We start from the raw sequence: 17,986 nt of genomic DNA on the forward strand, positions 1-17,986 counted from the left end.
CGTCCTCCAGGCCAGCAGCACACTGTGTTGCCCGCGGCCCATCGGCTCCGGGACAGCGAGTCCTTTCGTTCCGCGGTTCGCCGCGGTCGACGGGCGGGTTCGCGCACCCTCGTGGTCCATCTCGAGACCGACGCCGGTGCCACTGACGCCTCCCCGGAGTCCCAGCGGCCAGCTCGCGTCGGCTTCGTGGTCTCCAAGGCCGTGGGGAACGCCGTGGTCCGCAACCGCGTGAAGCGCCGACTGCGCGAGCTCACCCGGAAGTCCGTGCCAGGGCTTCCGGGCTCTGCTGTTCTCGTGGTGCGAGCGCTCCCGCCGGCCGCGAAGGCCGACATCGACCAGCTGGACGCCGATCTGCACCGCCTGCTCGATCGAGTCGTCCGGTGAAGTACCTGCTGATCGGTCTGCTCCGGGCGTACCGTGCCCTGATCAGCCCGCTCTACGGGCAGGTGTGCCGCTACCACCCCTCGTGCTCCGCCTACGCCCTCGAGGCCGTGCGTGAGCACAACAGCGTGAAGGGCAGCTGGCTCGCCGTACGCCGGGTGGCGCGCTGTCACCCGTGGGCCGCCGGCGGCTACGACCCCGTTCCTCCCCGTGGCGACACGGGAGCTTCCTCGACTCCGTCCCCCCAGCAAGGAGCCTGACCCGTGGGAATCTTCGGCGACATCGGCAGCTTCATCATGACGCCGCTGTACTACGTCATCTCGGTCGTGCTGGTGGGGTTCCACAAGCTCTTCAGCACGTTCCTCGACCCGGCCGGCGGCGCCGCCTGGGCCCTGTCGATCATCGGGCTGACGCTGGTGATCCGGACCGCGCTGATCCCGCTGTTCGTGAAGCAGATCAAGTCCAGCCGGAACATGCAGCTGATCCAGCCCCGGGTGAAGGAGCTGCAGAAGAAGTACGGCCACGACCGGGAGAAGCTCGCCCAGGAGACGATGAAGCTGTACAAGGACAGCGGGACCAACCCGTTCGCCTCGTGCCTGCCGATCCTCCTGCAGATGCCGATCTTCCTGGCACTGTTCCGCCTGCTCGACCAGGCCGCCAAGAACAAGAAGGGCCACGGGGTCCTCGACGACGACCTGGCCGAGCTCTTCGGGAACGCGCAGCTCTTCGGGCACATCCCGATCTCGCAGACCTTCATCAAGGCCGGCGGCGACGTCGGCGTCATGCTGTTCGCCGCCCTCCTGGTGCTCGGGATGACCGCCACGACCTTCCTCACCCAGCGCCAGCTGATGAGCAAGAACATGCCGGCCGACGCCCTGACCGGCCCGTACGCCCAGCAGCAGAAGATGCTGCTCTACATCCTCCCCGTCGTCTTCGCGGTGGGTGGCATCGCCTTCCCGATCGGTGTGCTCCTCTACTGGACGACGTCGAACCTGTGGACGATGGGCCAGCAGTTCTACGTGATCCGGAACAACCCGGCGCCCGGCACGCCCGCCGAGAAGGCGAAGCAGGAGCGCGCCGCCGCCAAGGCCGCCAAGCGCGGTGAGCCCCTGCCCGCCGAGCTGGTGGAGCCGGAGCCCGAGCGTCGTCCCGCCGTGCGGCAGCAGCCGAAGAAGCAGACCCGACAGCAGCGCAAGAAGTCCGCCGGCAAGCCCGCGGACACCACGAACACCCACGAGGGGGACCAGAAGTGAGCGAGTCAGTGAGCGACGAGACCACCACGACCGAGGCCCCGGAGGCCCCCGAGTCCACCGAGACCGTGGAGACCGCCGAGGGATCCACCGACAGCGGTGCCGGCGACGAGGCGTCGTCGGCGTCGACCGGTGGTGGCCGCGCTGCCCGCATCAAGGAGCTGGAGGCGGAGGGCGACATCGCCGCCGACTACCTCGAGGAGCTGCTGGACATCGCCGACCTGGACGGCGACCTGGACATGGACGTCGAGGGCGATCGAGCAGCCGTCTCGATCGTGGGCGCCGACCTGAGCCAGCTCGTCGGCAAGAACGGCGAGGTGCTGGATGCCCTGCAGGAACTGACCCGTCTGGCGGTCTACCGCGAGACCGGCGAGCGCTCGCGCCTGATGCTCGACATCTCCGGCTTCCGCGCCGAGAAGCGCGCCTCGCTGGTGAAGCTGGCCGAGGCGACCATCGCTGAGGTCAAGGAGTCGGGCAAGCCCGTCTCCCTCGACCCGATGACGCCGTTCGAGCGCAAGGTCGTGCACGACGCCGTGGCCGCGGCCGGGCTGTCGTCCGCCTCGGAGGGCGTGGAGCCGCGCCGGTACGTGGTGGTCCTTGCGGACTGAGCGATGAACGACGTTTCACGTGAAACACCCTCCGCCCCGGACGTGGCGCGGAGGGTGTTTCCGCATGAGCGACTGCCGCTGGCCGAGCGCTACGCGGGGCTGCTCGCGACCGAAGGCGTGGTGCGCGGCCTGATCGGTCCGCGGGAGGCGCCGCGACTGTGGGACCGCCACCTGCTCAACTGCGCCGTCCTGGGCGAGCTGCTCCCCCAGGACGCCACGGTCTGTGACATCGGCTCCGGTGCGGGTCTGCCCGGGCTGGTCGTCGCGATCGCCCGGCCTGATCTGCAGGTGACCCTCGTGGAGCCGCTGCTGCGCCGTACGACCTTCCTCGAGGAGGTCGTCGCCGAGCTCGAGCTCGACAACGTGACGGTGGTCCGGGGTCGCGCGGATGCCCTGCACGGCATTCAGGTGTTCGACGTGGTCACGTCCCGTGCGGTGGCTCCGCTGGAGCGCCTGCTGCAGTGGTCGATGCCGTTGGTGGCACCGGTGGGAGCTCTCGTGGCGATGAAGGGCGCGAGTGTGCACGACGAGATCGAGGCGGCTCAGAAGACGCTCCGTGCCCTGAGGTGTGCGACTCCCGAGGTGTCGCTGCTCGGCGAATCCTTGCTCGACTCTCCCACCTCGGCGCTACGGGTGGCCTGGGCCGATCCCGGGGAGGTATCTTGGCCGCCGGCGCCCACGAGTCCGGGGTCGAGGAAGCGCGGCCCTGGCCGCACGAGTTCTACGCGAAGGCGGCGAAGGTGACCGAGACCTCGGGATCCGACGAACCCGCTACCGGAGCCCCCTCCCGGCGAGCAACCCCAGAGTTTTCCACCGGTCAGGTGAGCCTCCCTGAGCGTAGTTATCCACAGGTTGACCCCAGTCATCCACAAGTCGACCCGGAGAGCGATCACCCCGTGGTTTCACGTGAAACATCGACAGCCAGCCCCTACAAGGTTCGGACGGCAGCCGATTTGGCCGACACGACGCCGACCTACGAGGACCTGGCCACCCCGTTGGCCCGGGCTGCCGAGCACTCGGTGATGGTTCGGCACGGCGCGAGGATGCGGCCACCGCTCCCCCGACCGGAGCGGACCCGGGTCTTCGTCGTGGCGAACCAGAAGGGTGGCGTCGGCAAGACCACCAGCACGGTCAACGTCGGGGCCGCCCTGGCGCAGCTCGGCCAGCGGGTCCTGGTGATCGATCTGGACCCCCAGGGCAACGCCTCCACCGCTCTTTCGGTCGACCACCGTCGCGGCGTGCCCTCGACGTACGACGCCCTGGTGGACGGCGTACCCCTCGAGGAGGTCGTGACCGCGTGCCCCGAGGTGCCGAACCTCTTCGTGGTGCCGGCCACGATCGACCTGGCCGGAGCCGAGATCGAGCTGGTCAGCGTGGTGGCACGGGAGACTCGCCTGCACAAGGCGATCCAGGGCCACCCGCTGGTCGGGACGCTCGACGAGGTGGGCGAGGAGCGCTACGACTACGTCCTCATCGACTGCCCGCCGTCGCTCGGCCTGCTCACGCTGAACGCCCTGGTGGCGGGCGCGGAGATGATGATCCCGATCCAGGCGGAGTACTACGCTCTCGAGGGCCTGGGCCAACTGCTGGAGACCGTGGAGATGGTGAAGGCGCACCTGAACCCGCGTCTGGCCGTCTCCACCATCCTGGTGACCATGTACGACGGGCGCACCCGCCTGGCCTCGGGCGTGGCCGACGAGGTCCGGGAGCACTTCGGCGACGCCGTCGTACGCACCAACATCCCGCGCTCGGTGCGGGTCTCGGAGGCACCGTCCTACGGCCAGACCGTGATGACCTACGACCCCGGATCGCCGGGGGCCCTGTGCTACCTCGAGGCAGCACGCGAGATCGCCACCAAGGGAGCACCCGCATGAACGCCAGCACCAACCCCGCTCGTCCCGCGCAGCGTCGGGGCCTCGGGCGCGGCCTCGGCTCGCTGATCCCGACCGGACCGGCCTCCGTGGAGGCCGAGGACGACGGGGTCGTCGTCGGTGACCCCTCGGTGGGCACGCCCAGCGCTCCTGCCGCGGGCGGTTCGGCGGGCGGATCGCTGGGGCAGGCGCAGCCGATGGCCATCGCCGGCGCCTACTTCTCCGAGATCCCGGTCGGTCAGATCACGCCGAACCGGGTCCAGCCGCGCCAGGTCTTCGACGAGGAGGCGATGGCGGAGCTGGTCCACTCGATCCGCGAGGTCGGGCTGCTCCAGCCGATCGTCGTACGCCGCCTCGGGGCGGAGGAGTTCGAGCTGGTCATGGGTGAGCGCCGTTGGCGCGCCTCCCAGGAGGCCGGTCTCCAGGCGATCCCCGCGATCGTCCGCGAGACCGAGGACAACGACATGCTCCGGGACGCGCTCCTGGAGAACCTGCACCGCTCGCAGCTCAACCCGCTCGAAGAGGCCTCGGCCTACGCCCAGATGCTCGAGGACTTCGGCTGCACGCATGACGAGCTGGCGTCGCGGATCGGCCGGTCGCGCCCGCAGATCAGCAACACGCTGCGTCTGCTGCGGCTGAGCCCGGCCGTCCAGCGTCGGGTGGCCGCCGGCGTGCTCTCGGCCGGTCACGCCCGCTGCCTGCTCGCGGTGGAGAACGCCGACCTGCAGGACCGGCTCGCGCAGCGCGTGGTCGCCGAGGGCATCAGCGTGCGTGGTCTCGAGGAGATCGTCGCCGTCGGCGAGACCGGTGGCCCCGCACCACGGACCGTACGTCGCAAGCCGACCGCCCCGGGCCTGGGCGACCTGGCCGACCGGCTGTCGGACCGGCTGGAGACCCGGGTCAAGGTCGACCTCGGCGCTCGCAAGGGCAAGATCACCGTGGAGTTCGCCTCGATGGAGGACCTGCGGCGCATCGTCGACGTGATGGACCCCCGCAACCGGGACGACCGCCCGATCTGAAGCCTGGAGCGCTCCGGACAGCGGCGCTCCACCGGCGGGGATGGGCCCGAACCCCTGATTCCAGGCGCGGACTTCAGTCGGCGAAGCAATATGTCGACAAAGCGACCTATCGATAAAGCGAGTTAGACACTCATCATTTCGTCGGCTTCGCGCGAGCGGCACGGCGGGCGGCCCGCTCACGCTTCTCGGCCGCATCGAGCTCCAGCGCCTGCTCCGGCGTGGGCGCGGAGCCGCCGTACGAGGCCGGCAGCCACCAGGATCCGGGCGGCTGCTCCTCGGCCGGGTACGACGCGATCGCCTGCTCGAGCATCTCCGCCATCACCGAGCGCAGCTGGGCCGTCTCCGCGGCCGGGTCCGCACCGGTCGGGTGCAGGGGAGCGCCCACGGAGATCTGGATCGTCTTGCCCCGGCTGAAGTCCTTGGGGTGGTCCTTGGTCATCATTCGCTGGGTGCCCCAGAGGATCACCGGGACCACCGGGACGCCGGCCTCCGCCGCGATCCGCATCGTCCCGGACTTGAACTCCTTGAGCTCCATCGAGCGGGAGATCGTCGCCTCGGGGAAGATGCCCACCGCCTCACCGGCCCGCAGGTACTCCACCGCCGTACGGAGCGAGGACTGGCCCTCGCCGCGGTCGACCTCGATGTGGTGCAGCGACCGCATCAGCGGTCCCGTCCAGGTGTGGTCGAAGAGCTCACGTTTCGCCATGAACCGGACCTTGCGCCCGGACGGGTTCGCCGCGAGGCCGCCGTAGACGAAGTCGACGTACCCGATGTGGTTGTAGGCGAGCAGTACGCCGCCGGAGCGGGGCACGTGCTCGGTGCCGGAGAGCCGGATGCGTTGCCCCAGCGCCCGGAAGGCGGTCTTCGCGGCAAGGATGATCGGCGGGTAGGTCAGGTCACGCATGACGGGACTCCTGGGTGCCGCGAGCGATCGCGGCGTCGACGAGGGAGGCGCACACCTGGCCGAGGTCCAGGCCGGCGGCCTGGATCGACAGGGGCACGGTGGAGGTCTCGGTGAAGCCCGGCGCCACGTTCACCTCGAGGAACCAGACGCGGTCCTGCTCGTCCACGATCAGGTCCGAGCGCGAGACGTCCCGCAGGCCCAGCGCCTCGTGGGCGCGCAGCGCGACCCGGGCGATCTCGGTGGCGACGGCCGAGCTGACCGGGGCCGGCGTGACGAACTCCGTGGAGCCGGCCGTGTACCGCGCCGTGTAGTCGTAGACGCCACCGTCGGGCAGGATCGCGACCGCGGGAAGGACGCGGGGACCCGAGCCGTCGTCGATCACCGGGACCGCCACCTCCAGGCCCACCACGAACTGCTCCAGCAGCGCCACGTCGCCGTACGCGAAGGCGTTGACCATCGCCGAGGGCAGCTCCTCGGCCGTACGGACCACCGAGCAGCCCAGGGCCGAGCCGCTCTTGGCGGGCTTCACCATCAACGGCAGGCCCAGCCGCTCCACCAGGGCGGCCATCACGTCGGCCGCCCCCAGCTCGCGGAAGGTCTCGTGCGGCAGGCAGACCGAGTCCGGCGTCAGGATCCCGGCCCGACGGGCCACCTCCTTGGCGACCGGCTTGTCGAACGCGGTCCGGCACGAGGACGGCGGCGCTCCGACGTACGGCACGTCGAGGAGCTCGAGGACCTCGCGCACCGCGCCGTCCTCGCCGGTCTCGCCGTGCAGCATCGGGACGACACACGCGGGCCGATCGCGGCGCAGCACCCCGAGCAGCGCCGAGTCGACATCGCGTTCGACGACCTCCAGGCCCGTGCCGCGCAGCGCCTCGGCCACCCGTCGGCCCGAGCGCAGGGACACGTCGCGCTCGTGGGAGAGCCCGCCTGCGAGGACCAGGACCTGTCCCGGCTTGCTGTCAGCGCCTTGTGCGGCCACGTCGTCTCCACTCATCGGGGTTCGTCAGCTCAGATCGGTGCTGGGGGCGTCGTACCCGCTGCGGGCCTCGAGGCCGTGCACGGGAGCTCCGGCCCCGAAGGTCGCACGCAGCTCCATCTCGTCGTCCAGCACGCCGGCCAGCCTGCGCACGCCCTCCCGGATCCGCTCCGGGGTCGGGAAGCAGAAGGAGAGCCGCATCGAGCTCGAGCCGTAGCCGTCGGCGAAGAAGGCGGTGCCGGGCACGTAGGCCACCCGAGCCGTCACGGCCCGCGGCAGCATCGCCTTGGCATCGATGCCCGGGGGCAGCGTCACCCAGACGAAGAAGCCACCGTCCGGGGTGTTCCACGAGCAGGCAGCCGGCATGAAGTCGTCCAGCGCCTGCATCATCGCGTCCCGGCGCTCGCGGTACATCTCGCGCATCTGCTTGATCTGGCCTTGCCAGTCGTGCGCGGTGAGGTACGCCGAGACCGCCATCTGGCTGAACGACGGCGGACACAGGGTCGCGGACTCCTGGGCCAGCACCAGCTTCTCGCGCACCGCGTGCGGCGCGAGCGCCCAGCCGACCCGGATGCCGGGGGAGAAGGTCTTCGAGAACGAGCCCAGGTAGATGACGCCCTCGGCCTCGTCGGCGCGCAGCGCCCGCATCGGCTCGCCCTCGAAGCCGAGCAGGCCGTAGGGGTTGTCCTCCAGGACCAGGATGTCGTGCTCGCGACAGATCGCGAGGATCTCCGGGCGGCGCTCCGCGGTCAGCGTGACGCCGGCGGGGTTGTGGAAGTTCGGGATCGTGTAGAGGAACTTGATCGTCTTGCCGGCCGCCTTGACCGCCGTGATCGCCTGGCGCAGCGCCTCGGGCACCAGACCGTCGGCGTCCATCTCCACGTGCACCACGTCGGCCTGGAAGGACTTGAAGACGCCCAGCGCCCCGACGTACGACGGGGCCTCGCAGAGCACCACGTCGCCGGGGTCGCAGAAGATCCGGGTGACCAGGTCGACCGCCTGCTGGGAGCCGACCGTGACCACGACGTCGTCGGGGTGGGCCTCGATGCCCTCGAGGCGCATCACGTCGCAGATCTGCTCGCGCAGGACCGGGTCGCCCTGACCGGAGCCGTACTGCAGGGCGGTGGTGCCGTGGTCGGCCACCAGATCGCTGATCACGCTGCCGACGAGGTCGAGCGGGAGGCCGGAGATGTTGGGCATCCCGCCGGCCAGCGAGACGACCTCGGGGCGGGAGGCGACGGCGAACAGAGCCCGGATCTCGGAGGCGGTCATGCCGGCCGTGCGCGCGGCGTACCGATCGACGTACGAGTCGAGGCGGGTGCTGGCCGGGTGGGATTCGCTGCGCGCGGGAGTCTGCTCCATGACGCGTCTAGCATGAACGATGGAGCAAGCGTGCGCACCACCAGCCCGGTGGTTGGGCACGGAGTTCGTCCACTCCGGCCGCGGAGGTGCCATGTCTCGCAAGATCGTCCGGCTCACCCTGGACCACCTCGACGCCCTGCCCTCGCCGTGTCGGTCCTGCCTCTTCTGGGAGCTCGACCCGGTGCGTCGCAGCCAGGTGGCGGACCCGGCCGCCGAGAAGGAGGCCTGGATCTCCGAGGTGCTGCGCGAGTGGGGCTCGTGCGGACGGGTGGCGCTGGTGGACGGGGAGCCGACCGGCTACCTGGTCTACGCGCCGGAGAGGTTCGTGCCCGGGGCGGCCGGCTTCCCGACGGCTCCGGTGTCACCGGACGCGGTGCTGCTGACGACGGCGTACGTCGATCCGGCGTACGCGAAGGGCGGGCTGGGGCGGATGCTCGTGCAGGGGATGGCGCGCGACCTGACCGAGCGGGGGATCCGGGCGGTCGAGGCGTTCGGGGACCACCGGGGTGGTGGGTGCTGCGTGGTGCCCGCGGACTTCCTGTCCGGGGTGGGCTTCAAGACGCAGCGAGCGCACGGCACCCACCCGCGGATGCGGATGGAGCTCCGGTCCGCGATCACGTGGCGGACCGACGTGGAAGCGGCGTGGGAGCGCCTGTGGGGTGCCGTGCGCCCGGCGTCGAAGGCAACCAGAGGTGCCTCCAGGGTGCTCAGGCGATGAAGTCCTGCAGCTCGTTGAGCAGCGCGGCCTTCGGGCGGGCGCCGACGATGGACTTCACGACCTCGCCGCCCTGGTAGACGTTGATCGTGGGGATGCCGGTGACGCGGTACGACGAGGGCGTGACCGGGTTCTCGTCGACGTTCATCTTGAAGAAGGTGATCTTGTCGCCGTGGGCGGTGGCGATCTCGTCGAGGATCGGGGCGACCTGACGGCACGGTCCGCACCACTCGGCCCAGAAGTCCACGAGGACGGGCTTGTCGGACTTGAGGACCTGCGCCTCGAACTCGGCGTCGGTCACGGCAGCAATGTTCGCCACGGAACTACCTTTCGTCAGATGAAGTCAGTGATCAGTGAACACCACGGGTGGGGGTGCTTGTTCCCGGGTGGGTGGTGCAGGGATCCCCGGATCTCCGGGGAAGTTGGCGCTTATCGGGGGTTGCAACGGCCTGGAAGCGCAGGAATCCCCGGAGATCCGGGGATCCCGACACCTCACAGACCAGCGGTTTCGGTGATGTTCGTCTGCGCCTCGTGGGCCACGGCCGCCTGCGCCTCGTCGGCGGTCGCAGCCGCGTGGTCGAGGGTGGCCAGGTACCGCTCGGCGTCCAGAGCCGCCGCGCAGCCGGTCCCGGCAGCGGTGATCGCCTGCCGGTAGTGGTGGTCCACCAGGTCGCCCGCGGCGAACACGCCCGCGAGGTTGGTGGCCGTCGAGGGGTGCTGCACCAGCACGTAGCCGTTCTCGTCCAGGTCGACCTGGCCGCCGAGCAGCTCCGAGCGGGGGTCGTGGCCGACGGCGATGAACAGGCCGGTCACGTCCAGCGGACGGGTCTCGTCGGTCACGGTGTCGCGCAAGGTCACCGACTCCAGCCGGTCCTCACCGTGGATCTCGTCGACGGCGGAGTTCCACAGGATCTCCAGCTTCGGGTCGGCGAAGGCGCGCTCCTGCATGATCTTCGACGCGCGCAGCTCGTCGCGGCGCACCACCAGCGAGACCTTCGAGGCGAAGCGGGTCAGGAACGTCGCCTCCTCGACGGCCGAGTCGCCACCACCCACGACCGCGATGTGCTGGTCGCGGAAGAAGAAGCCGTCGCAGGTCGCGCACCACGAGACGCCACGCCCGGAGAGCTCCTCCTCGTTGGGCAGGCCCAGCTTGCGGTAGCCCGAGCCCGTGGCCAGGACGACCGCGCGGGCGGTGTAGGTGTCGGTGGCGGTCTTGACGACCTTGACGTCGCCGGTGAGGTCGACCTCGACCACGTCGTCGGCGATCATCTCGGCGCCGAAGCGCTCGGCCTGGGCACGCATCTCGTCCATCAGGGCCGGGCCCATGATGCCGTCGCGGAAGCCGGGGAAGTTCTCCACCTCGGTGGTGTTCATCAGCGCACCACCGGCGGTCACCGAGCCCTCGAAGACCAGCGGGGCGAGGCTGGCACGAGCGGCGTAGACCGCTGCGGTGTAGCCGGACGGCCCGGAGCCGATGACGATCACGTTGCGGGGGGCAGAATCCGTGGATTCGGTCATGTCGGGGGTGCTCTCCTCGATCGGATGGGACGTCAGGTCAACCGATCGTAGGCGAGAGGCATTCCCCGGCTCAGGGCACGGGCAGGGTGATCGAGCGCAGGACCTCGGGACTGCCACAGCTGAACAGGTCGACGACCTGGCTGTCCCCGGTCACCTCGCGGAAGACCAGGACCCCGAGATCGGCGCCGTACAGGACCGGCACGTAGCTGCCCTCGCCCCACTCCGGGCGGACACAGTCGTACGCCGAGCTGCCCGCCGACTCCGCCGGCGCGGACTCGGCCGACGAGCTGGTCGGGGACTTGTCGGTCGGGGAGGTGCGATCGGCCAGCCGACCGCTCTCGAGCTGGCGTCGGGTCCGGGCCACGTCGGTGGAGAAGTCGTCCGGGCGGATCTCGACCGGCGCCAGCGTCTCGAAGCTGCCGAAGGAGTCGAGGGCCGCCCCCAGCTCGCTGTTCGTCTCGCCGCTCCCGGCCGCGCTCCCAGCCGCGCTGTCGGCGTCCTCCGGGGTCGAGCGGTCGGCCGTCGAGGCGCTGATCGCGTCGCCCTGGCCGATGTCCATCAGCTGGCCCAGGCCGACCCCGAGCACGACGACGGCGGCGGCCGCCACCAGCAGGGAGGCCACTCGACGCCGGCGCCGGGAGGCGAGCTCCACCAGGTTCCCGGTCTCGCCGGGCCCCTCGGGGCTGTCGGCGAGGTCGGACAGCACCCGCTCGAGTCGGGCGGCGACGTCGTCGGGCATGGGTTCGGTGTGCCGGGCTTCGGCGAGGAGGCGGCGGACAGCCTGGTCCTGCTGCTTGGTGAGCTTCGGGTCGTGCTGGGCCACGGGGGAGCGCCTCCTTCCTGGTCAGTCTCGCGGGCGGGTCGATCGGGGCACGGTCAGGGTCAGGCCGTGGCCGGGGGTCCGCGCTCGTCCCTGGTGGGTGGGACGGCCCGGCCCGCCTCGGGGTTCCCTGCGGACGGGTGGGGCTCGTCACCGGAGCCCTCCAGCGGCGCCAGCAGCACTGCCAGCCGGGCGCGGCCACGCGAGCAGCGTGACTTGACCGTCCCGACCGCGCAGTCGAGCATCCGGGCGACGTCCGCGACGGGGTAGCCCTCCATGTCGACCAGCACCAGGGCGGCGCGCTGTTCCTCCGGCAGCGTCGCCAGCGCCGCCAGCACCGCCTGCCGGCGCTCGTCGCGCACCGACAGGTCGGCCGGGTCGGCGGTGTCGTCGGCGACGGTGGACGTCGTCGTGGAGCCGCGGTTGCCGTACTCCTCGAGGTCGTCGGGCAACGGCTCGGTGCGGCGTACCCGGGCGGCCCGGATCCGGTCGAGGCAGGCGTTCACCACGACCCGGTGCAGCCAGGTGGTCACCGCTGCCTCCCCCCGGAAGGAGCCGGCCCGCCGGTACGCCGCGACCAGTCCGTCCTGGAGACCGTCCGCGGCGTCCTCGGGGTTGCCCATCGTGCGCAGCGCGACCGCCCACAACCGGTCACGGTGCCGGGCGAAGAGCAGCCCGAACGCGTCGGGGTCGCCGTCCACGTGGGCCTGCAGCAGGACCACGTCGCTCGAGGACGCGTCCGGGGACGTGGAGGTCATGAGCCGCGGACCACCACGTCGGCGATCTCGCCGCGGAAGCCTCCGTCGACCGCCGGCACCGAGGTGAGCCAGACGGTCACGAAGCGACCCTCGACCGCCTCGTCGAGGGCGATCTCACCGGTGGTGCCGAGCGTCGCGGTCGCCGCCGGCGACAGCCCCTCGACGGTGGTGGGCGCCTCGTCGGTCACGTAGACGGCCACCTCGGTGTCCTCGCCGACCAGCGCCAGGTCGACCTGGGAGACCTCGTAGGCGTCACCGAGGTCCAGGGTCAGGCCGAGCCCGGTCTTGAGGCCGCCGGGCCCGAAGTTTTGCTTGTAGGTCAGCGAGCGCCACGCGGTCGACGGGTCGTCGTCGACCGCCAGCGGTGCGAGCTCGGGGTTCTCGGTCGGTGGGTCGCCCTGGGGGTCGAAGTCGGAGGCGGTGACCCCATCGATCGCCGTCGCGACCGCAGAGGTGCTCGGCGAGCCGGAGACGCCCGGGCCGGTGGGCTCGGCCCCCATCGGCGTCTTGCCACGGCCGAGGTTGTAGGCGACGACGATCGCCACCAGCAGCAGCAGCCCTCCGGCGACCGCGGCGGCCAGGCGCAGCCAGTTGCGCCCCGGGACCTCGTCGGCCGGCGGGTCGACGATCCCGAAGGCGCCGGTGCCGGTGTTCACCACCGCACCGGTGCCCGTACCGGTTCCGGTGCCGGTGTCACCCCAGGGCCAGTAGTCCTGGGACCCGGTCGCGGCGACCCCGGGACGCGGCCGGCGCACCGGCTCGCCGTTGGTCGGCTCGGGCGCGAAGAGCGGCCGCTCGGGCGGGTCCTCGAAGGGGGGCGGAGGCGGGGCGGGCTCGGAGCGGGCCCGCAGCCACGAGACCTCGTCGGCCTCGTCGTCGAAGATCGGCATCCCGGCCTGGGTGGGCTGGTCGTGGCCCGCCGGGGTGACCGGTTCGACCGGATCCTCCTCGCCGTTCGACTCCTGGGCGGCGGCCTCCAGCTCCGACAGCGGGGTGAGCACCACGGTCTCGGGCTGCCCCGGGGTCGAGGCGCCAAGCAGCTCGGCCTCGGCCATCCCGGTCGCGTCGCCCACGAAGTCGGCGAGGTAGCCGCTGATCCCGCGGGCGGTGCTCAGGTCGAAGTCCTCGCCCAGCCGGGACGGGGTGGCGGCGGCGTACGGGTTGACGACCGCGTCGCAGAGCGCGTCGAGGGGACGCGGGATGCCGGCCCGCACCTGGCGGGGGCGGAGCACCTGGCCGTGCTCGTGTGGCGCCGGAGCGACGTCCGACCGGGAGACCCCCGGCCACTTCCCCGTCAGGGCGCAGTAGAGGAGTCCGCCGAGGTCGGCCACGTCGGTGGCGATCCGACCGGCCGGCAGCCCGTGCAGGGCGGCGTCCACGGCGAAGCCGATCACCCGGACCGACCCCGTCCGGTCGACCAGGACGTTCTCCGGCACGAGGCGACCGTGGGCCACCCCGGTGTCGTGCGCGACGGCGATCGCCGCGGCGACCTCCGAGACCAGCCAGGCGGCCCGGCGGGGGGCCAACGGACCGGTCTTGGCCAGCATCACGTCCAGGGAGTGCCCCTGACCCCACTCGTTGACCACGAAGCAGAGCCCGTCAACCTGGTCGGCGTCCAGGACCCGCAGCAGGCGACGGTCCAGGACGGTGGCGGAGCGCCGAGCCGCCTCGAGCAGGCCGGACGCGCGCTCGTCGGACTCGGAGATGACGTGCAGGGCCACGTGACGCTCGAGGATACGGTCGTGGGCCCGCCAGAACCGGCCGCCGCCACTCTCGGTGAGCAGGTCGATCAGGCGGTACCGGTCGGCGAGGACGTCACCGGGCCGGACGGAATGCGGCACGCGACTCCCTTCTGCTCCCCGGTGGGGGTGGTTCATGGACGGACGAGGCCATCGTAGGGCGCCTCAACGTCGGCTTGCGGACGGCAGGCGGCGGGTGAGGGTGTCGATCACCTGGGTCACCTCGCGCAAGCGCATGGCGCGGGCCAGGACGAGGAAGACGACGACGTCCACGACCGTGATCGCCAGCGCCTGCAGGGCCGCCACCGGCCAGCTCGGGCTGGGGGCCAGCAGGTCGATCACCCGGGCGACGACCAGGGCGACCGTGGTGGACAGCCCGGCGGCGATGAGGAGACGGACCCCGAAGCGGACCAGCCTCGGGGTGTCCAGGCCGCCCAGGCGACGGCGGAGCACCTGGTAGGAGACCAGCGAGCCCACGGCGTACGACGCGGTGTAGGCCAGCACCAGGGCCGGCGAGGTCTGCTCGGGGTCGGCCAGCGTGACCAGCACCAGCGCGACCGCGATGTTCGAGGCCGCCACGGCGCACTGGATGAAGAAGACCGTGCGGGTGCGTTCGAGGGCGTAGAAGCCGCGCAGCATCAGGTAGTGGATCGTGAAGACGACCAGGCCCGGCCCGAAGAGTGCCAGCGACGGCGCGTAGTTGCGGTACGTCTCGCTCGCCGCGCCGTGACCCCAGATCACCTGGGACACGTCGGGTGCGATCAGCGGCAGCAGCAGCGCGAAGGGGACCACGACGGCCAGCGCGGTGCGCAGGGTCGAGGTCAACGTGCGGGCCAGCTCGCCGAGCTCGCCCTCGGCCGCGCGAGCCGAGAGCCGCGGCAGGATCGCGGTGGCCAGCGAGACCGTGATGATCGAGTGCGGCACCATCATGATCAGGAAGGTCGAGGAGTAGATCGTGTAGCCGGTGCCGTCGCTGGGCGGGGTGGCCCCGCAGCCGCCGGCCGACGTACCGCTGGAGGCGAGACGTACGACGACCAGGTAGGCGATCTGGTTCACGATCACGAACAGCACGGTCCAGATGCCCAGCCGCATGGTGTGCCCGAGCCCGGCGTGGCGGAAGTCGAAGCGCGGCTTGAACCGGAAGCCGGCCGAGCGCAGGTAGGGCACCAGGATCAGGAACTGCACGGCGATGCCGACCGTGGACCCCAGCCCGAGCAGCGCCTCCTGCCCGGGGGTGTAGCCACCGGTCAGCTCGGCACCCTTCGCCGGACCGAAGACGAACAGGTAGACGAGCAGCACGCCGACCGAGATCACGTTGTTCGCGATCGGCGCCCACATCATCGGGCCGAAGCGGCCGCGGGCGTTGAGCACCTGCCCGACCAGCACGAACATGCCGTAGAAGAAGACCTGCGGCAGGCAGTAGCGGGCGAAGTCGATCACCGACTCGCGCTGCGGGACCAGGTCGGAGCACTGGAACGACTGGTCGAGGTAGAGGTACATCACCGCCGGCGCGGCCAGCACCAGCACGGCGGTGACGACGCCGAGGAAGAGTCCGGCCAGCGTGATGATCCGGTTGGTGTAGGCGTCGCCGCCGTCCGGGTCGTTGCGCATCGCCCGGACCAGCTGCGGCACCAGGACGGCGTTGAAGACGCCGCCGGCCAGCAGGATGTAGAGCATGTTCGGGATCGTGTTGGCGATCGTGAACAGGTCGGCGTGCAGCAGGTTGCCGAGCGCCGCGGCGAGCAGGGCGGACCGGAGGAAGCCGCTGAACCGGGAGACCACGGTCCCGGCGGCCATCACCGCACTCGACGCGAGGATCGAGGACTGCTCGGAGTCCCGGGTGTCGTCGGAGTCGCTCATCGGGTGCCGGCTCCCGCGCGCGAGCGGACCCGTCGCACCAGCCGTACGCCGATGGCGGTGAAGAGCAGGCCGATCCCGGTGCCGAGGATCAGCCAGATCGCCCGGCTGACCTGGGCGGAGCGGATCGGGACGGTGTCGGTCGAGCCGAGCGGGTTGCCGGCGAGGTCGGTGACGACCAGCGTCACGTTGTTCACGCCGAGGGCGGTCGTGGTCGCGTTGAGCAGCACGGTGGTGCGGGCGCCGGGCCCGATCTCGACCCTGGTCGGCCCGGAGATCGTCAGCGGTCCGTCGGTCACCGCCTCGATCCGGACGGTCGCGGGATGGTCGAGACCGTTGGTGAGGGTGGCGGCGAAGCGTCCCTCCTCGCTGGAGAGGGTCACCGCCCGGGGGGCGTCGACGCGGACCGAGGCGAGCTGGGCGTCGATCCACGACCGCGAGCGGTCGGCCGACGAGCGGGCCGCGTTCGGACGTCGGCGACTCGTGTACGAGACGTCGGTGAGGGCCTCCCCGGTGACCTCGCCCGCGATCTGCTTGTTCTCGCTGAGCACCCGCTGGAGGCTCTCGCCGGAGTCGATCAGGGCGTTCGCGGAGGAGAAGTTGGCGGCGTCCAACTGCCGACGGGCCTCGGCCCGGGGGTAGACGATCTCGGCGGGGTCCACGGCCCGACCGCGTCGCTGGGCGATGTCGGCGAGCGTGGTGAGCCGGAGCCAGTCGAGGTCGAGGCCTTCGAAGAAGCCGGTGCTCGAGGCGGGCGCGAACTTGCGGGGCAGCACCAGGACCAAGGGCTGTGCCGGGTCGGAGAGCGCCCGGACGGCCGCCTCGGCGACGATCCGCTGGCGCATCGCGACCAGCGAGCGCGGGTCGTTCGGTCCCGGCCCCCCGGTGGCGGCGGCGCTGGAGGTGGGCACCACGGTGGCGCCGTCGACCCGGGCCACCGACGGGGTGGGCCCGGGGACGGCGTCGTCGCTGATCAGCACGGTGGCGTCGTCGCCCACCAGTTCGAGGGCCGCCGTGCTCAGGAACCCGCCCGGGGGAGCGACGGCCGGGCTGGTGCTCACGCCCCAGTCGGCGAGCTGGGTGCTGGTCCGGTTCCGGGAGCGTGAGTAGAGGTCCGGGGCGATCTCGGCCGCCGCAGCGACGTCGAGGTCGCCGTACGGCAGGGACAGGACCTGGCTGCCGCGCAGCCCCTCGCGCAGGCGGGCGAGCCAGGTGCCCGCTGCGTCCGCGGCGGCGGGCAGGTCCGGGTCCAGCCCGGACGGCGGCGTCGCCTCGCCCCCCTCGTCCGGCTCGGCGGACGGACTGCCGGTCGGCTCCGGCGCACCGGTCGGGGCCACCGTGGACGCCAGTGATCGCGGCGGGTTGCCCTGGTCGAGCGCGTGGGCGGCGTCCACGACGGCCGGGTCGACCAGCCAGGTGATCGGACGCGACCCGGCGGCGGCCCCGAAGTCCACCAGTCGCCGCAACCGCCCCTCGGAGCCGAACGTGGCGGCCCAACGTCCGAGGTCGACCAGGCTGCCGTCCGGAGCATGGTCGACGTGGTGGCGGACGGGTACGACGAGGGCCGTGTCGACCGGGCGGCGACGTGCCTCGGGCACCAGCGGCAGGAAGGTGCGCGCCCGTCCGTCGGCCGTGCTGTCGCGCGGCTCGGGACCCTCGCCGATCGCGTGGGCGCCGAACCAGTAGACGCCGGGCAGGGTGACCTCGAGGTCGCGACGCGGCACCCGCACCGAGAACTGGGCGGACTCCCCGGGCTCCAGGGAGCTGATCGTGTCGAAGGTCCCCGGCGCCGTGATCCGCTCCCCGGTCGGCGCGCCGGGGGCGACGTCCGTGGTGGCCTCGAGGTCGCTGAGCGTGGTGATCGGTTGGCCGGAGATGAAGGCGTGGACGTTGATGCCGTACCAGGTCTCGTCGTCGGTGTTGGTCACCGAACCGCTCATCCGGACCGGCCCGCTGCGCGGGACCACCGACGGCGCCAGGTCGTCGATCGAGACCGACAGCGGGGCGTCGTTGCGGGCCGGGGCGGGTCGGGACGACGCGCTCGAGGGCGCCGTCAGCAGCGGCGCCGTCACAGTGATCACCACGGCCGCGAGGGCAGGCAACAACGACGGGGGGCGGACCACGCGCCGACTCTATCCGCCGTGCCCCGTCGGCGAGGGACGGTGCGCTGGTCCGGGTCGGGTGTCCCGGGGACTAAAGTGGCCT

Annotated in this window: 18 protein-coding genes; 8 read left to right on the forward strand and 10 right to left on the reverse strand. The window is 71.6% G+C overall.

The window, feature by feature from the left end:
* Window positions 1-24: 24 nt before the first annotated feature.
* From rnpA to ABZE72_RS01465, 7 genes are all read left to right on the forward strand, one after another.
* Window positions 25-384 carry a ribonuclease P protein component gene (gene rnpA / locus ABZE72_RS01435; RefSeq protein WP_372727228.1) on the forward strand — a complete coding sequence of 120 codons (360 nt, stop codon included), beginning with the start codon at window positions 25-27 and terminating at the stop codon, window positions 382-384.
* Window positions 381-641 carry a membrane protein insertion efficiency factor YidD gene (gene yidD, locus ABZE72_RS01440; protein WP_372727229.1) on the forward strand — a complete coding sequence of 87 codons (261 nt, stop codon included), beginning with the start codon at window positions 381-383 and terminating at the stop codon, window positions 639-641. Before rnpA ends, yidD begins: the two co-directional genes overlap by 4 nt.
* A 36-nt stretch (window positions 642-677) precedes the next feature.
* Complete coding sequence (gene yidC / locus ABZE72_RS01445; protein ID WP_372727254.1) at window positions 678-1,634, forward strand: membrane protein insertase YidC; 957 nt, start codon at window positions 678-680, stop codon at window positions 1,632-1,634.
* Entirely contained in the window at window positions 1,631-2,239 is a 609-nt protein-coding gene (locus ABZE72_RS01450) for a protein jag (protein WP_372727230.1), read from the forward strand. The genes yidC and ABZE72_RS01450 overlap by 4 nt, the downstream gene beginning before the upstream one ends.
* A gap of 54 nt (window positions 2,240-2,293) precedes the next feature.
* Complete coding sequence (gene rsmG, locus ABZE72_RS01455; RefSeq protein ID WP_372727231.1) at window positions 2,294-2,983, forward strand: 16S rRNA (guanine(527)-N(7))-methyltransferase RsmG; 690 nt, start codon at window positions 2,294-2,296, stop codon at window positions 2,981-2,983.
* A 209-nt stretch (window positions 2,984-3,192) separates the two neighbouring features.
* Window positions 3,193-4,113 (forward strand): ParA family protein, encoded by a 921-nt coding sequence (locus ABZE72_RS01460; protein WP_372727232.1) that lies wholly within the window; start codon window positions 3,193-3,195, stop codon window positions 4,111-4,113.
* A complete protein-coding gene (locus ABZE72_RS01465) occupies window positions 4,110-5,129 on the forward strand; it encodes a ParB/RepB/Spo0J family partition protein (protein WP_372727233.1) in 1,020 nt (339 codons plus the stop codon). Before ABZE72_RS01460 ends, ABZE72_RS01465 begins: the two co-directional genes overlap by 4 nt.
* Window positions 5,130-5,262: 133 nt before the next feature.
* Here the strand turns inward: ABZE72_RS01465 and ABZE72_RS01470 are convergent, their stop codons facing one another.
* The 3 genes from ABZE72_RS01470 to ABZE72_RS01480 are packed head-to-tail and all read right to left on the reverse strand — an operon-like array spanning window position 5,263 to window position 8,374.
* Window positions 5,263-6,033 carry a lysophospholipid acyltransferase family protein gene (locus tag ABZE72_RS01470; RefSeq protein WP_372727234.1) on the reverse strand — a complete coding sequence of 257 codons (771 nt, stop codon included), beginning with the start codon at window positions 6,031-6,033 and terminating at the stop codon, window positions 5,263-5,265.
* Window positions 6,026-7,030, reverse strand: coding sequence for a D-alanine--D-alanine ligase (locus ABZE72_RS01475; RefSeq protein WP_372727235.1), 1,005 nt, complete (start codon window positions 7,028-7,030; stop codon window positions 6,026-6,028). The genes ABZE72_RS01470 and ABZE72_RS01475 overlap by 8 nt, the downstream gene beginning before the upstream one ends.
* Window positions 7,031-7,039: 9 nt before the next feature.
* The gene (locus ABZE72_RS01480) at window positions 7,040-8,374 is read right to left on the reverse strand and encodes a PLP-dependent aminotransferase family protein (protein ID WP_372727236.1); all 1,335 of its coding nucleotides are present in this window, start codon (window positions 8,372-8,374) and stop codon (window positions 7,040-7,042) included.
* Window positions 8,375-8,465: 91 nt separating this feature from the next.
* On the opposite strand from ABZE72_RS01480, the gene ABZE72_RS01485 reads away from it, so the two are divergent.
* Window positions 8,466-9,092 (forward strand): N-acetyltransferase family protein, encoded by a 627-nt coding sequence (locus ABZE72_RS01485; protein ID WP_372727237.1) that lies wholly within the window; start codon window positions 8,466-8,468, stop codon window positions 9,090-9,092.
* Here ABZE72_RS01485 and trxA read toward each other — a convergent pair.
* The 7 genes from trxA to ABZE72_RS01520 form a co-directional block, all read right to left on the reverse strand.
* Complete coding sequence (trxA, locus tag ABZE72_RS01490; RefSeq protein WP_372727238.1) at window positions 9,082-9,408, reverse strand: thioredoxin; 327 nt, start codon at window positions 9,406-9,408, stop codon at window positions 9,082-9,084. The two genes, ABZE72_RS01485 and trxA, sit on opposite strands and share 11 nt — an antisense overlap.
* A 173-nt stretch (window positions 9,409-9,581) precedes the next feature.
* Window positions 9,582-10,607, reverse strand: a complete 1,026-nt coding sequence (trxB, locus tag ABZE72_RS01495) for a thioredoxin-disulfide reductase (RefSeq protein WP_372727239.1) — start codon at window positions 10,605-10,607, stop codon at window positions 9,582-9,584.
* Window positions 10,608-10,677: 70 nt separating this feature from the next.
* Window positions 10,678-11,430 carry a hypothetical protein gene (locus tag ABZE72_RS01500; protein WP_372727240.1) on the reverse strand — a complete coding sequence of 251 codons (753 nt, stop codon included), beginning with the start codon at window positions 11,428-11,430 and terminating at the stop codon, window positions 10,678-10,680.
* 59 nt (window positions 11,431-11,489) lie between these two features.
* On the reverse strand, window positions 11,490-12,185 hold the full coding sequence (gene sigM / locus ABZE72_RS01505) for an RNA polymerase sigma factor SigM (protein ID WP_372727241.1): 696 nt from the start codon (window positions 12,183-12,185) through the stop codon (window positions 11,490-11,492).
* On the reverse strand, window positions 12,182-14,026 hold the full coding sequence (locus ABZE72_RS01510; protein ID WP_372727242.1) for a protein kinase family protein: 1,845 nt from the start codon (window positions 14,024-14,026) through the stop codon (window positions 12,182-12,184). Before ABZE72_RS01510 ends, sigM begins: the two co-directional genes overlap by 4 nt.
* Window positions 14,027-14,089: 63 nt before the next feature.
* Complete coding sequence (gene murJ / locus ABZE72_RS01515) at window positions 14,090-15,784, reverse strand: murein biosynthesis integral membrane protein MurJ (protein ID WP_372727243.1); 1,695 nt, start codon at window positions 15,782-15,784, stop codon at window positions 14,090-14,092.
* Entirely contained in the window at window positions 15,781-17,904 is a 2,124-nt protein-coding gene (locus ABZE72_RS01520; protein ID WP_372727244.1) for a DUF6049 family protein, read from the reverse strand. Before ABZE72_RS01520 ends, murJ begins: the two co-directional genes overlap by 4 nt.
* Between the last annotated feature and the right edge of the window lie 82 nt (window positions 17,905-17,986).

Source organism: Nocardioides sp., from assembly GCF_041600255.1.
Lineage (GTDB): Bacteria > Actinomycetota > Actinomycetes > Propionibacteriales > Nocardioidaceae > Nocardioides.

What these genes read in the sequence shown, in the direction of transcription:
- yidC (WP_372727254.1), top strand. Translation starts at nt 678, where the DNA reads ATGACGCCGCTGTACTACGTCATCTCGGTCGTGCTGGTGGGGTTCCAC.
- ABZE72_RS01465 (WP_372727233.1), top strand. Translation starts at nt 4,110, where the DNA reads ATGAACGCCAGCACCAACCCCGCTCGTCCCGCGCAGCGTCGGGGCCTC.
- ABZE72_RS01470 (WP_372727234.1), bottom strand. Translation starts at nt 6,033, where the DNA reads ATGCGTGACCTGACCTACCCGCCGATCATCCTTGCCGCGAAGACCGCC.
- ABZE72_RS01475 (WP_372727235.1), bottom strand. Translation starts at nt 7,030, where the DNA reads ATGAGTGGAGACGACGTGGCCGCACAAGGCGCTGACAGCAAGCCGGGA.
- ABZE72_RS01480 (WP_372727236.1), bottom strand. Translation starts at nt 8,374, where the DNA reads ATGGAGCAGACTCCCGCGCGCAGCGAATCCCACCCGGCCAGCACCCGC.
- ABZE72_RS01485 (WP_372727237.1), top strand. Translation starts at nt 8,466, where the DNA reads ATGTCTCGCAAGATCGTCCGGCTCACCCTGGACCACCTCGACGCCCTG.
- trxB (WP_372727239.1), bottom strand. Translation starts at nt 10,607, where the DNA reads ATGACCGAATCCACGGATTCTGCCCCCCGCAACGTGATCGTCATCGGC.
- sigM (WP_372727241.1), bottom strand. Translation starts at nt 12,185, where the DNA reads ATGACCTCCACGTCCCCGGACGCGTCCTCGAGCGACGTGGTCCTGCTG.
- murJ (WP_372727243.1), bottom strand. Translation starts at nt 15,784, where the DNA reads ATGAGCGACTCCGACGACACCCGGGACTCCGAGCAGTCCTCGATCCTC.